At 60.4% G+C, this 13,425-nt stretch carries 13 protein-coding genes; 10 read left to right on the forward strand and 3 right to left on the reverse strand.

Features of this window, described 5'->3' with window-relative positions; translation table 11 throughout:
- Positions 1-516 precede the first annotated feature (516 nt).
- The 3 genes from NLM27_RS41655 to NLM27_RS41665 all read right to left on the reverse strand — a co-directional run bounded on the left by NLM27_RS41655 (position 517) and on the right by NLM27_RS41665 (position 3,230).
- Entirely contained in the window at positions 517-1,341 is an 825-nt protein-coding gene (locus tag NLM27_RS41655) for a hypothetical protein (RefSeq protein WP_254149143.1), read from the reverse strand.
- Positions 1,342-1,406: 65 nt separating this feature from the next.
- On the reverse strand, positions 1,407-1,700 hold the full coding sequence (locus NLM27_RS41660; RefSeq protein WP_254149144.1) for a hypothetical protein: 294 nt from the start codon (positions 1,698-1,700) through the stop codon (positions 1,407-1,409).
- A gap of 651 nt (positions 1,701-2,351) precedes the next feature.
- Complete coding sequence (locus tag NLM27_RS41665) at positions 2,352-3,230, reverse strand: IclR family transcriptional regulator (RefSeq protein ID WP_254149145.1); 879 nt, start codon at positions 3,228-3,230, stop codon at positions 2,352-2,354.
- Between the two features lie 101 nt (positions 3,231-3,331).
- Here NLM27_RS41665 and NLM27_RS41670 point away from each other — a divergent pair, with 101 nt between their 5' ends.
- The 10 genes from NLM27_RS41670 to NLM27_RS41715 all read left to right on the forward strand — a co-directional run bounded on the left by NLM27_RS41670 (position 3,332) and on the right by NLM27_RS41715 (position 13,408).
- Positions 3,332-4,486, forward strand: a complete 1,155-nt coding sequence (locus NLM27_RS41670; RefSeq protein WP_254149146.1) for an acyl-CoA dehydrogenase family protein — start codon at positions 3,332-3,334, stop codon at positions 4,484-4,486.
- A complete protein-coding gene (locus tag NLM27_RS41675; protein ID WP_254149147.1) occupies positions 4,483-6,012 on the forward strand; it encodes a class I adenylate-forming enzyme family protein in 1,530 nt (509 codons plus the stop codon). The genes NLM27_RS41670 and NLM27_RS41675 overlap by 4 nt, the downstream gene beginning before the upstream one ends.
- Positions 6,009-7,223: an ABC transporter substrate-binding protein gene (locus tag NLM27_RS41680; RefSeq protein ID WP_254149148.1), complete on the forward strand. Its 1,215-nt coding sequence runs from the start codon at positions 6,009-6,011 to the stop codon at positions 7,221-7,223. The genes NLM27_RS41675 and NLM27_RS41680 overlap by 4 nt, the downstream gene beginning before the upstream one ends.
- Complete coding sequence (locus NLM27_RS41685) at positions 7,196-8,119, forward strand: DUF1932 domain-containing protein (RefSeq protein WP_254149149.1); 924 nt, start codon at positions 7,196-7,198, stop codon at positions 8,117-8,119. The genes NLM27_RS41680 and NLM27_RS41685 overlap by 28 nt, the downstream gene beginning before the upstream one ends.
- Positions 8,120-8,128: 9 nt before the next feature.
- On the forward strand, positions 8,129-9,259 hold the full coding sequence (locus tag NLM27_RS41690; protein WP_254149150.1) for an Ldh family oxidoreductase: 1,131 nt from the start codon (positions 8,129-8,131) through the stop codon (positions 9,257-9,259).
- A 2-nt stretch (positions 9,260-9,261) separates the two neighbouring features.
- A complete protein-coding gene (locus NLM27_RS41695; protein ID WP_254149151.1) occupies positions 9,262-10,164 on the forward strand; it encodes an amidohydrolase in 903 nt (300 codons plus the stop codon).
- Between the two features lie 223 nt (positions 10,165-10,387).
- Positions 10,388-10,993, forward strand: a complete 606-nt coding sequence (locus NLM27_RS41700; RefSeq protein ID WP_254149152.1) for an ABC transporter substrate-binding protein — start codon at positions 10,388-10,390, stop codon at positions 10,991-10,993.
- 41 nt (positions 10,994-11,034) lie between these two features.
- Positions 11,035-11,634 carry an extracellular solute-binding protein gene (locus tag NLM27_RS41705; protein ID WP_375142359.1) on the forward strand — a complete coding sequence of 200 codons (600 nt, stop codon included), beginning with the start codon at positions 11,035-11,037 and terminating at the stop codon, positions 11,632-11,634.
- 71 nt (positions 11,635-11,705) lie between these two features.
- A complete protein-coding gene (locus tag NLM27_RS41710) occupies positions 11,706-12,572 on the forward strand; it encodes a carbohydrate ABC transporter permease (RefSeq protein ID WP_254149154.1) in 867 nt (288 codons plus the stop codon).
- A gap of 14 nt (positions 12,573-12,586) precedes the next feature.
- Positions 12,587-13,408 carry a carbohydrate ABC transporter permease gene (locus NLM27_RS41715; protein WP_254149155.1) on the forward strand — a complete coding sequence of 274 codons (822 nt, stop codon included), beginning with the start codon at positions 12,587-12,589 and terminating at the stop codon, positions 13,406-13,408.
- The last annotated feature ends 17 nt before the right edge of the window (positions 13,409-13,425 follow it).

A 13,425-nucleotide genomic window follows, 5' to 3' on the forward strand; every position in this document is an offset into this window, starting at 1 on the left:
CATCGCCAGCAGCGTCCAGCTAGGCCTTGTGCTTCCACAGGCTACGCGCGCAATGAGCATTCCCATGCTCGTCAACATTCGTCTCCACGACCAGGTTGCCGTAATCGATGGTCCAGCGTTCCGCGTTGTTACGTTGCCCGTTCGAATATGGACGTCGAGGCATGGACACCTCTCAAATGGATGCTGAAATGTTCCGGTTTTGAAATGACCGCCAAAAATTCGGCGAGAAAATTGCTGCAATCTATCCGCATAGAAGCCCAGACCGCCGACCATGTTAATCCCGTAAAACTACTGTTCGCGGCAAGATACGCATGAGGCCGTACTAGAAGGAACGGTCAGGTCGTTGGCCTGTAAGTCCGCGTCGATACGCTTCGCCACTTATGCACTCACACGATCGACGATCATTCCGATAAGGAAACGGCCTCAGCGGCACCGGGGGGATATGCTGAGGCCGGATCAATGCTTCACCGCTTACGCGGCGGGCGGAAACTGAACGCTGACCAACCGAGCCGGTTCCTATTCGCTAGCTCGACTTGTTAGGGCAATCTGCCGTAGGCCGATGCGCTCACCGGCCGCGATGCGTTGCTCCAAGCGTTCGCGGGCTCCGTCCGGCAGTGTCGGCGCTGAAAGAGCCAACAGGCCCGTCCAAGATAGCCTCGACCAGATTTCTTCCCTATCGCCGTAAAGCCGGCAGACCCGCATCATTGCCGAGACATCTGACGCCGCCATGTCGCACTGAGTGCGCACCAGCTCGCCGAATTTTCGGTTGTTGGGGGTCCGCTCCCTGAGAGCCAAGAGCTTCGTCCCCAGCTCGATCTTTGCCCGGTTCTCGGGAATGCGGGTGACCGACCGCAGCAGCTTCTTCTCAACCCTTGGCGGCTCAGGCTTTGGCGGCGGGGCGAAAGCTTTCGCCAACTCCCGGAAGAGCCCAGCAGCCACCCCATGGCGCTGGGGGACGGCCTGGCGGTTCGCTCGGGCTTTGGCGCGGATATCGCCCAGGTTGATTGAATCGAACGCCTCGAGCCATGCCAAGCCCTTCTGGGGCCACTCTGGGTGGGCGAGCATCACGTCACTTAAACCACGCAGGACGAAGTCATTGACGTGCACGGAGTTGCCGTCCGACTCCAGGAGCGTCCGGAGGAGCAGTACAAGGTGCCCTTCGCCATGGTCCTCATAGATCGCGTGCAGGACCGAATCCGCCTTGGTCTGCCCAGCCCGCAAGCGCTGTTTCGTTGGGATGATCTCCAAACCCAGCTCGGCGCAGATCTCCAAGACACGCGGATAGCGAACCTGTTTCTTGTTGCCTCCACAATTTTGGTCGGATGAGCATTCAACTGGCATTCGTCAGAGGGCACTCGCTGCTTTGTTTGCATCTCCGCCTTCGATTTGCTCACCAAGGTAACGCCTCACATCCCAAGCCGATCGGTAATCGCTAGGATCAGCGCCCGATTCTGCTGATCCGGCGTGTAGTGCTCCCATTGGGAGGCCGCGCTGTTGATCTTGCGCGCTTTGCTTTCGATCGCGGTTGCCACCTTCGACATTTCGGCCGTAGCTTCGTCATAGGCCGCGATGGTCTCCGCGGATGCCTCGACCATCTTCGGGATTTCTACGGTCTCAAGCAGGGTCATGTCGAAACCCGGGATCTGATGCTCTCGCTTGTTGTCAGCAATGCGCCTTTGGTCACCCTCGATTGCGTACATCCTGAATTCCTCGCTGTTAACTTCGGAGTCGATTGCCTTCTAGGAGGCCACGTCGGAGATTTTCCGTGAGATTTAGTCAAGAACCGCAATTGACCTTCGGCACTTGGCGCGACATGTGTAAGGTGCGGCGTTCACATACCCACCTCCGGCGATTTCATGCCCCGAGAACCGATCCTCACCCGAACCGGCCACGTGATCCTTCCGGCTTTAGCCCTGTCTTTTGCGGTCATGGCTTCAGTTCGTGTGCTGGGGTACGAAAATAGCGTCCTCGGTACACTCGGAGTGCTGGTGGTCACGCAACCTCATCTCCGGGATTGCGAACGCGATCCTTGAGTATCGGCATCGCCAAGAAGCTTATTTCGAAGAGCTGGACCGGATACGGCGATGGCAAGCGTCGCAGCCTGACCCATTCGATCAAGACGCTTCTGAAGACCAGACAACCTTGAACGATCGGCTAGCAGCTCTCCTGTCAAAGCGTTGAAGTTTTGGTCATCCATCTTGCGCGTAAGCAGAGGAGCGACTTGGCTGTACGCGTCTGTGCCGCTAAGGATCTTCGTCGAGAATCCCGCTGATCTTTACGGATTTGACCACTCTTCCGTGACCTGCGCCCTGCGAGACGGTGACCATATGGCTTCGCATGTTTCAGGGACGCTAGTTTTGTGCGCGCCTTGTTTTTCGTTCCGCTGTCCGGGCCGATTCCCGTCCCGGCTTTAGGGGGATACCAAGCTCGCAGGCGGCCTCGTGCACGATCTTCAGTATCTGATCCGCGTCACGCGAAATCAGTTCGGACAGACCACCAATCCCAAGACCGATGGGTTGTTCGAGAGGCCCACGAGGCAACGCAACGCAGACAATTCCGGCGCCAAACGAAATTCGCCCAAGCGAGACCGAAAAGCCAGTCCGGCGTATCTGCTGGAGCTCCTCCATGATCTCCGAGAATGGCGAAACAAACGGGTTCGCATTCCATAGATTCGAGACGTCGGAAGGACGGATGCCCTGCGCCCCCTCCTCTTTGATGCGGCGTCTGGTTTGTTGCCAGAGTTCCTCGACTGTTTCATCCGACATTTCCGACAGCAGCAGACGTCCCATCCCCGCCTCCATCAGCGGCAGCCGCGATCCAACAGGGATGTCTAGTCGCATCGCGTGGCGGCCTGGTATCACGTCGATGTAGCGCACGCACAGATCCGACGGCACGCCGAGCAGGATGGTTTGGTTCGTGCGTTCACCGACTGCGATCATCAGGGATTTGATATCAGCGCGCGAGACTGTTGGCTCGACCCAATTGCCCAGCGCAGAGACCCGGCTGCTCGGCAAGATGCTCCGGCCATCGTGATCAACGACGAGGTAGCCGGCATTGATCATGCTTTGCACCAGTGTCGACGTACTCGACTGAGGAAAGTCGAGATTGTCCGACAGCTCCGCGATAGTCACGGCGCGCTGCTTTGAATCGATGTACTCGAGGATCTGAAGCGTTCGCAGCGAAGATTTGACGCTGATCCCCAAAGACTTGCCGGATCGTGATGGCGGCATAGGTCGCTCCCCTTCATCACACTTATGATATTAAATATCTCATTGACGATCAAGGCAAACTGCGTTGTTCTCTCCGCGAAGAAGACAAGCGAGGAAACGCGATGGATGGGTTGCCAAACGCCATGTGGCAGCCGGCGGTCGAAGCCGAGTTCGTGAATGAGGTGCGACGGTTCGTGAAGGACCACATCGCTCCGCGCGCGCATGAGATCGATGCGAAGGACCTGTATCCGGCCGAGATCGTTCGTGATCTTGCCAAGCTGGGCTGCAACGCGATCTCGCTGCCTAAGAAGTTCGGCGGCCGCGAGCTCGGCTATGCGCACAGTGTCGCGGCCTGCGAGGAGGTCGGCTACGGCAGCGCTGCGGTTGCGATCTCGCTGATCACGATCTTCCAGGCCCAGACGATGCTGAACACGTTCGGCTCCGACAGCCTCAAGGAACGCTATCTGCCGCGCTTTGCGGAGGGGCTGATCGCCTCCTATGCGCTGACCGAAGCCTCACACGGAAGCGATATTCGCAAGCTCGACACCAAGGCGAGGCGGGACGGTGACGTCTGGGTCCTGAACGGCGAAAAATCGTTCATCACGTCCGGTTCTCGCGCCGAGGTCTTCGTGATCCTAGCGCAAACGGATGTGGGCGTATCCGTCTTCGTCGTCCCCCGCGAATCCACTGGCGTATCGACCTATATCGGCGAAAACTCCGCAACCTTCGGCCTTCGCAACGGCCCCCACGTCAACGTCCGGCTACAAGACGTGCGCCTTCCGCTGGATCACCTGATCGGGCAAGAGGGTAAAGGGGTCCGCCAGGCTGTTACCACGCTCGACTATTCACGGACATTGGCCGCGGGCATTTCGGTGGGAATTGCGCGAGCGGCATTCGATGCCGCGCTGGTCTTCGCACGCGACCGCACCGCGTTCGACCAGAAGGTCGTCAACTTCCAGGGCATCCAGTGGTACTTCGCGGATATGCTGGCCAAGATCGATGCGGCGCGGCTGCTGGTCTATGACGCCGCCCGCGCGCTCGACAGCCATGACGACGTCATTCGTCGCGCCAGCGCCGCCAAGCTGCTTGCCTCGGAAGTAGCCACCGAGGTCGCGGCGCGTTGCGTCCAGATCTGCGGTGCCTACGGTACGATGGTGAACGCGCCGTTCGGCCGCTTCATGCGCGATGCCAAGACCTATGAGATCGGCGGCGGTTCCTCCGAGGTACTCAAGAACGCTCTCGCCAAACGCGTCGTCAGCTACGCGGCCGACCTATGATCCTGGAGCGCCTGTCACACTGGGCGTCTCGTACGCCACAGCGGCCGTTTGTCGTCACAGCAGAGCGAACGTACTCTTATGCGGAGATCCATTCGCTCTCGCTCAGATGCGCAGGCATACTGCGAAAGCGCGGCATCCGGAAAGGCGACCATGTCGCGTTGATTTCAGGAAATTCGGCCGCCTTCCTGGTGGCGTGGTTCGGGATCAATGCAGTCGGCGCGGTTGCAGTCTGCCTGAACGACCAGTTGATGGGCGACAGCATCGACTACCTGGTCGCGCAATCCGATTCCATCCTGATCATGGCGGACCAGGAATGGCTGAGTTCCAGACTCGGAGACCTTCGTGAGGGGCGCGTGGAGCTGCCCTTCATCGTGATCGACGACGATGCGTTTCTCGGGGAGCTTGCCGCCCTTCCCGAGCGCGAGGTCGCGGCCATCGCGCCTCATGATATCTGCACGATCCTGTACACGTCGGGCACGACCGGACGCCCCAAGGGCGTGATGTGTGCCCACGGCGGTTATGCCGCCACCGGCGTGCAATCGGCCCGCATCCTCGAATTGACCGCCGAAGATCGCATCTTTGTCTACCTGCCGCTGTTTCACACCAATCCTCAGACCTACGCCGTCATGTCCGCGTTGACGGTCGGCGCATCGCTCGGCCTACGGCGGCGTTTTTCGGCAACATCGTTCTTCGAAGACGCGAAAGCGTTGCAAGCCACCGGCTGCACGTTCGTCGGCACCGTGCTCGCGATTCTGGCCGCTCGCTATTCCGAGTCCATGCGTGACCACACGATGCGTTTCACGATCGGAGGCGGCACAACCGCCGAACTCGCCCGTACAATCGAAGACCGGTTCGGCTTTCGGGTTCACGAACTCTACGGCATGACCGAGGTTGGCGGCTGGGTCTCCGGGAGCACGGCCCGCGACCACAAGCTCGGCGCCAACGGCCGAGTAAGACCCGACATGCAGGTCCAGATCGTCGACCCCGACGACAATCCGCTGCCGATCGGCGAACGCGGCGAGATCGTGGTTCGGCCAGGCGAGCCCAACCGCATCCTCCTTGGCTACTACAACAAGCCGGACGAACTCGCGAAGGCCAGCCGGAATTTCTGGTTTCACACCGGCGACGTCGGCAGCTTCGACTCGGATGGGTATCTCTATTTTCACGGACGCACCAAGGAACTCATTCGGCGCGGCGGAGAGATGGTCTCGCCACAGGAGCTCGAGGGGCGCCTGCTAAAGCTCCACGGGATCCGGGACTGCGCGATCGTCGGCGTTGCCGATCCCATCATGGGCGAGGAGATCAAGGCTGTCGTGGTGACGGACGTAAGCTTCGATCTTCACGACGTGCGCCGCAGGCTCGCCGATCAGGTGCCGTCCTACATGCTGCCGCGGTTCGCCGAGCGGGTTGCCGCGATCCCCCGCACCCAGACCGAAAAAATCCTGCGGCGCGAACTGCAATACATCGACAAGCGGGTCGTCGATCTCACCAATAATCAAAATGAAAAAGGGAGGAATTTGAAGTGAGAGGATTTGGGAGATTACTGAGCGTACTGGCCTGCTGCCTGTCAACCGGCGCCTGGGCCGGCGACAAGTCGAACACGGTCAAGATCGGCGTTCTGACCGACATGACAGGGGTCTTCTCGGACCTGACCGGCAACGGTTCGGTCGAGGCCGCCAAGATGGCAATCGAGAAGTTCGGCAGTAAGATCAATGGTCGCCCGGTCGAACTTGTTTTTGCCGACCACCAGAACAAGGCCGACGTCGGCCTTGGCATTCTTCGTCGCTGGTATCAGGTCGACGACGTCGATGCCGTCTTCGACTTCGCCAATTCGGCAGTCGCGCTCGGCGCTGTCGAGATCACTAAGGAATTCAATCGGGTGATGGTGCCCTCCGGCGTCGGCGCAACCGATCTGACCGGCTCCAAATGCTCACCTAACACGATCCACTGGACCTGGGATTCCTATGGGAACGCCAACGCACTGGTGAAGAGCGTGATGCACCAGGGCGGCAAAAAGTGGTTCTTCGTCACGGTCGACTATGCCTTCGGTCACAGCCTGGAGGAGAATTTCACCAGGTTCGTCAAGGCCGCCGGCGGCACCGTGCTGGGCTCGGTGCGCCACCCGCTCAACACCTCTGACTTCAGCTCCTACCTCCTGACGGCACAGTCGTCCGGTGCCGACGTGATCGTTCTCGCCAGCGGAGGCGCGGACCTCTCGAACGCCATCAAGCAGGCGCGCGAATTCGGTATCACCTCCGACAAGTACAAGATCGTCGCGCCGCAGTTCAACCTCGCCGTGGTGCACGCGGCGGGCCTCGACGCGACGCAGGGGCTGCTCGCCGCCGGCAGCATGAACTGGACCCAGAACGATACGACGCGCGCGTTCGCGACGGAACTCGCCAAGCGCAACAAAGGCATTCACCCCGACGCGCTGCAGGGAGGCGTCTATTCGTCCGTGCTGGCTTATCTCGGCGCGGTCGAGAAGGTTGGGAGCACCGACGGCAAGAAAGTGGTCGACTATCTCAAGTCGGGCCCGGTGAAGGATCCTTTGCTGGGCAACGGCGTCGTTCGCGCCGACGGCCGCATGACCCATCCGGTGCAGATCTTTCGGGTGAAGACCCCGAAGGAATCGAAGGAACCGTGGGATTACTTCCAGACGATCGACGAAATCCCCGGCGATCAGGCGTTCCGCCCGCTGAGAGAGAGCGAGTGCCCGCTCGTCAAAGCCTCACGATGACAGGCACCCCTTCGGTCGCACTCGTCGGCTTGGGCGAGGTCGGCACCAGCTTTGCCGGCGCCTTGCTCGAACAGGGTGTCGACCTCAAAGTCGCGTCGCGGGCCTCTCCGCGCGCGGCCGCCTCTGCGAGGAGGCTCGGCATCGATATCGACGAGAACATCGAGCGTACGGTAAGCGCGGCCGAGATCGTGCTTCTGACCATCACCGGCGACGGACTTAGCGACGTCGTCGCCAGGATCGCGCCGGTGCTGAAGGAACGGGCGATCCTGGCCGACCTGACCGCGGCCGATCCGCCGCACGTCATTGCCGCCGCCGATATGCTCGGCAAGAACCGAGCGCGTTTCGTCGACGTGGCGATCATGGGCGCGGTAAGCCTGCACGGCATTCGCACCCCCTTGTTGGCGTCCGGGACAATGGCAACAGACTTTGCGACGACGATGGATGCGCTCGGCTTCTCCGTCTCGGCGCGCGAGGGTTCAGCGGTTGGCGATGCCTCGAGCCTGAAGCTGCTTCGAAGTCTGTTTGCGAAAGGCCTTGACGCGCTTGTCGTGGAGTCGATGCTGGCTGCGGAGGCGCTCGGCCTGCGCCAGGACCTCATTGCGCTACTTAGTGATTTCGACCAGCGTCCCCTGCGCGATCACATCGACATGTATCTGCGAACCCATCCGCCGCACGCAGGCCGGCGACTGGTGGAGATGAAGCTGGCGGAAGCGCAACTGACGTCGCTCGGGCTGAAGAGTTTGACCACGCGCGCGACCATCGATCGCTACCGTCAAACGACCGACCTGGTTCGCGAAGCCTCTAAAGTGCCACCGGCCGACGCACTGGCGGCCTTGCAATGGCTACTGGCTGCCGAGTTGGCCGCCGCTGGCAAGTCCAAGAGCAACAAGAACTGAAGGACGCCGATGGCTTCGAACGAGACACACGCGCAGGAGCGGTTGATCCACGTCCCTGCCGATATCCTCAAGAGACAGATCGAGCTGGTCTTGTCTGCATGGGGCATGACGCCGGATAAGATCGACGTGATCGCGGACCTGCTGGTCGAGACCGATCTTCGTGGCATCGAATCGCATGGCGCCTCCATGCTGCCGCTATACGACAAGATGCGCCGCGCAGGCGGTCTCAACATGACGCCGACAACGAAGATCGTACGGGAGAATGCCGCCACCGCCCTCATCGACGGCGACGCCGGTCTCGGCCATCCCGTCGCCGTCGAGGCGATGAACCTCGCGGTCAAGAAGTGCAAGAGGATTGGGATCGGCGCCGTCTCGGTGGTGAACTCGCACCATTTCGGAGCGACCGGGCTTTATGCCGAGATGGCTGCGCGCAAAGGCGCCATTGCGCTGGTCACGTCATCGGCACGCACTGTCGCGGTAATCCCGACGGGTGGCACCACGCCGGTGCTAGGCACCAACCCGATCGCCTTCGCAGCTCCGGCAAGCAGGGGCGATCCATTTCTCCTGGACATGTCGACGTCAGCCGTCGCTGCCAACAAGGTCAAGGTGTACGCCTACCACCAAACGCCGCTTCCCGTGGGTTGGGTCGTTGACGGCGCCGGCCGGCCCGTCTCGGATCCAAAGGAAGGCTTCCGGATGTGCATGGAGAGCGACGTCGGCGGTCTGATGCCGATGGGCGGCACGCGTGAAACGGGCACGCACAAGGGCTATGGCCTTGCCGTGATGGCGCAATTGCTCGGCAGCACGCTCGCCGGCGGCTCATTCTCGCCATTTCGCAGCCGGGATGCGAAGCCCGGCGCTCCCGACAACATCGGCCATTTTTTTCTCGCGCTTGATCCGGCGTTTTTCCGCGACAGCGGCTCGTTTGAGGACGGCGTCAGTGACATCCTGGACCATTTGCGCGGCACCCCGGCCATCGATCCCGAAAATCCCGTGATCGTCGCCGGCGAGCTGGAGTTCACGCGCAGGGCCGAACGCCTCAAGACTGGCATCCCGCTCAACGACGCATTTCTTGATGAAGTCAGGACTGTCGCAAAGAGCGCAGGCGTCGACTTCATCCTCGATTCAAAGGTGCAATAGCCATGCTTCACTTCGATGGGATCATCAAAGACTGTCTCGAACCACGCCCCGCGTCGGTTCCCAATCGGATCAAGGTTCCCGCCGGCGCCTGGGAAACGCACGCACACGTCATCGGCGCCGCCTCCAACTATCCGTTCGTCGCCGGGCGTCACTTCAACCCGCCGCCGGCCTCGCCATCCGACTTCGTCGCGATGCTCGACAGCGTCGGCATACAGTATGGCGTTGTCGTGCAGGTATCGGTGCACGGCACCGACAATCGCCTGCTTGTGCAGGCATTGCAGGCATACCCGAACAGGCTCTGCGGCGTTGCCGTGATTGACCCCGCCATCACCGACAAAGAGGTCGCCACCCTCAAGGAAGCCGGTGTGCGCGGCATCCGTATTCTCGATATCGTCGGCGGCGGCGTCGGCTTGCAGAACCTCGAGATCCTCGCGGATCGCTGCGCGGAGGTGGGCTGGCATATCCAGGTGGCCACCCGCGGCGAGACCTACCCAAAGATCGTCGATCGCCTTTTGAAGCTACGGGCTCCCTTCATCATCGACCACATGGGATGGTGCGCAGCGGCAAACGGGGTCGACAGTCTGGAATTCCAGACAGTGCTTCACATCGTTCGAAACTCGAACTGCTATGTGAAACTATCCGGTGGCTTCAGGCTGTCGGCACAACCATATCCTTTCAGGGATGTCATTCCGTTTGCGCAGGCGTTGATAGCTGCCAGCCCGGATCGGATGGTTTGGGGAAGTGACTGGCCCCATGTCGGACTCTACGATCCTGCAGCAGTTCCGGACGTCGGCCAGATTCTCGACGGGCTGGCCGATTATGCGGCCGATGCCGGCCAGCAGCACAAGATAATGGTGTCCAATCCGGCGCGGTTCTACGGGGCACCGGTAGCCTCGTCGAAATGATCACGAGGCGACGCATTGAATGACGTCCGGTTGCTTAAAAGCGTAAGGGCGCTGCAACATCCGCAACAAGATACGACGCCGAGGATTATCGCCGCGCGTCGAGAGGAGGATTTAGCAAGCCACGATTGCGCCTGATCACTTTGACTCTCTGTGGCCGGTGCCGTACGTTTTCAGGAAAATAACGGGGCGCGGACGTAGTGCAGCCCCACAGGGAGAGCGCCACATGAGCCGGAAATCGATCACCCGCAGATCCTTTGTGGGGGCGGCCGCTGCAACAGCCCTCGCGCCTTGCATCACACCCGCGAAGGCGGCGGGACCGATCCGGGTCATCAGCCATCGTCAACCAGCTCTGGAATACTACACGGACCAGATGAAGAAGGCCCTGCCCGAGGGTCAGGTCTCGGTCGAACTCATGCCCATCGACAAGGAGGTCGAGCTGGCCTCGATTACGCTGTCGTCCCGCTCCGACGCGATCGATGTCGCCTATCTCAACGACACTACAATGCAGAAATTCGCGGCCAGCGGCTGGCTGCAGCCGCTGGATGACCTCTGGGCGAAGTACAAGGACGAATTCAAGCTCGATGACTTCCCGAAATCGGTCATCGAATCGATCAGCTACAACGGCCGTATCTATTCGATGCCGATCCTGACCAACACAGAGATGTTCTTCTACCGTGAGGATCTGTTCAGAGATAACGGCCTCGCTCTCCCAAAGACGATGCAAGATTATATGGAAGCCGCAAAAAAGCTTCATCAGGGCCGCGTCTCCGGAACGGTCATGACATTGAAGCCAGTCGACGGCTGCCTAACGAGACGCATTGGTACCTGAACGCGCTAGGCGAAGGCTGGTTCGACAAGAGCTGGAAACCAATCTTCAATCAGCCGGCCGGCGTGAACGCCATCACCATGATGAAGCAGATGACGGCATTCGCCCCTCGCGGCTTTACGTCGGCAGCCAACGACGAATCGACCATCAATCTACAGCAGGGCCTCGCCGCGATGGGCCTGCAATGGTTCACGCGCGCTGCGTCAATGGATGATGAGAAGAAATCGCGCTTCGTCGGCAAGATAAACTGGATCGCACCACCGGGCGGTGGCCAGCGTATCGCCAATGACGGCTTTGCTATCTCGAAATACTCGTCCAAGGACAAGGATGCCGTCTTCAAGATGGTCGCTACGGCGGCCAGTCAGAAAAGCATGCAGAAGGGCGCGGAGTTCGCAATGCCGCCACGCCTTTCCGTGCTCGAGGATCCGGAGCTTTCCAAGAAGTATCGGTGGTATCCCGGCGCCCGGGCCTCTCTCGAGGTCGGAAAGCCGTTTCCCTCGATGCCGGATTTCCTCGACGTGGGGGCTATCGTGACACGGTACATCCTGCAGGCCGTAACCAACGAGAAGGACGTCAAGGCCGCTCTGGATCAGGCCGCGCAGGAAACCACCGAATTGCTGCAAACGCGCGGCTACTATAAGTAAACGCCCTGCCCTTTGGCGGGCTGCGATGCCCGCCACCTGAACCCAGCTTCCTCCCCGAGAGATTCGACGCCATGCGTTGGCAGCGCGGCCTATGGCTGTTTCTGGTCCCGAGCTTTGGCCTGATGACGGTCGTTCTTCTGTGGCCCCTCGGATACGCGGTCTATCTGAGCACGTTCGATTATCATCTCGGCTCCCCGGGGATGCGCTTCGTCGGCCTGGCGAACTACACGCAGTTGCTGAGTGAACCACGCTTCTGGCAATCGCTATGGACCACCATCGGCATCGCTCTGGGATCGGTCGCCGTCGAATTCGGGCTCGGCTTTGCGCTCGCGCTCGCGCTCTATAGGCTGACCTTCAGTACGCGCGTGTTCATGATCCTCCTCTTCTTGCCGCACATCATTACGCCTGTGGTGGCGACGCTGTTCCTGAAGTGGATCCTGACGTCCAACTGGGGTCTCATCGACGCAACGCTGGCGACCTTCAACATTAATCCGCCGGACTGGCTCGGCAATCCGGTTTGGGCGCGGATCTGCGTCGTGCTCGCCGACGCCTGGATCTTTACGCCCTTCGTCATGCTCGTGCTTTACGCGGCTTTGCAGACGCTCGACCAGGCACAAATAGAGGCAGCAAAGATCGATGGAGCCGGCGGCTGGCGTATTATCCGCCATGTCGTGCTTCCATCGCTCGTGCCGGTGATCGTGTTCACGGTGTCCGTCAGGCTCATGGATGTCTTCCGCTTCTTCGACACCATCTACGTCCTTACCGGCGGCGGTCCTGGCACAGCGACGGAGACGATCACGATGTACACCTACCAGCTGGGTTTCCAGCTGCTGCAGGTCGGAAAAGCATCGGCTCTCGGGATCATCACGCTCGTCATCGTCGCCGCGATCATCGCGACGTTCAGCAGCATCCTGCAACGCGGTTATGGACGAAATTGATGACGACAGGCCGCATGACGAAGGTACGTAACCAGACGCTGCTCTTCACAGGACTGGCGGCGTTCACCTTCTTGAACCTTGTCCCGCTGATCTGGGCCGCCCTGACGTCATTCAAGAACCCGGCAGACGCGTTCACGGTGCCTCCTACGATCATTTTCGAACCGACGTTCGAATATCATCGGCAGGTCTGGCTCGAACGCGGCTTCGTCCACTACCTCATCAACAGCCTGATCGTTTCGGCTGGCACAGTCCTGATCTCGATCCCGATCGGCAGCTTGGCAGCCTACGCGCTGTCGCGCATGCCGCAGCGCCGCGCCTCCCCTATCCTGTTCGCTCTGTTCACGATCCGCATGTTCCCTCACATGCTGCTGGCCATCCCGTTCTTCGTGATGGGCAGCTTCCTGAACATGATCGACACTTATCCTCTCCTGATCATGGCGCTTGTCGCGATCAATCAGCCCTTCACGATCTGGCTCATGTACGGCTTCTTTCTGGATATTCCCCGTGAGCTCGACGAAGCGGCAGCCATCGACGGTTGCAACCCGTGGCAAACGTTCCGGATCGTTATCCTGCCGCTGGCGCGCCCCGGGCTGACCGTCGCGGCGCTGTTCAGCCTGCTCCTGTCGTACAACGAGTTTCTCTTCGCTCTCGTTCTGACGGGCATTCGAACCAAGACGCTGCCGGTCGCGATTGCATCCTTCGGTGGAGAGGATGTGAGCGACTGGTCGATTTCGGCCGCAGGCGCCATCGGCATCATGTTGCCGATCGTCTTGATCATGATCTTCGTCCAGCGCCATCTCGTGCGTGGCCTCACCATCGGTGCCGTCAAAGGCTGACGCGTCGCCGCAATTCG

Source organism: Bradyrhizobium sp. CCGB12, assembly GCF_024199845.1.
Classification (GTDB): Bacteria; Pseudomonadota; Alphaproteobacteria; order Rhizobiales; family Xanthobacteraceae; genus Bradyrhizobium.

Bases quoted from the DNA above. Each gene is read 5' to 3' on its own strand.
- NLM27_RS41655 (WP_254149143.1), bottom strand. From the start codon at position 1,341: ATGCCAGTTGAATGCTCATCCGACCAAAATTGTGGAGGCAACAAGAAA.
- NLM27_RS41660 (WP_254149144.1), bottom strand. From the start codon at position 1,700: ATGTACGCAATCGAGGGTGACCAAAGGCGCATTGCTGACAACAAGCGA.
- NLM27_RS41665 (WP_254149145.1), bottom strand. From the start codon at position 3,230: ATGCCGCCATCACGATCCGGCAAGTCTTTGGGGATCAGCGTCAAATCT.
- NLM27_RS41670 (WP_254149146.1), top strand. From the start codon at position 3,332: ATGGATGGGTTGCCAAACGCCATGTGGCAGCCGGCGGTCGAAGCCGAG.
- NLM27_RS41675 (WP_254149147.1), top strand. From the start codon at position 4,483: ATGATCCTGGAGCGCCTGTCACACTGGGCGTCTCGTACGCCACAGCGG.
- NLM27_RS41690 (WP_254149150.1), top strand. From the start codon at position 8,129: ATGGCTTCGAACGAGACACACGCGCAGGAGCGGTTGATCCACGTCCCT.
- NLM27_RS41695 (WP_254149151.1), top strand. From the start codon at position 9,262: ATGCTTCACTTCGATGGGATCATCAAAGACTGTCTCGAACCACGCCCC.
- NLM27_RS41700 (WP_254149152.1), top strand. From the start codon at position 10,388: ATGAGCCGGAAATCGATCACCCGCAGATCCTTTGTGGGGGCGGCCGCT.
- NLM27_RS41710 (WP_254149154.1), top strand. From the start codon at position 11,706: ATGCGTTGGCAGCGCGGCCTATGGCTGTTTCTGGTCCCGAGCTTTGGC.
- NLM27_RS41715 (WP_254149155.1), top strand. From the start codon at position 12,587: ATGACGAAGGTACGTAACCAGACGCTGCTCTTCACAGGACTGGCGGCG.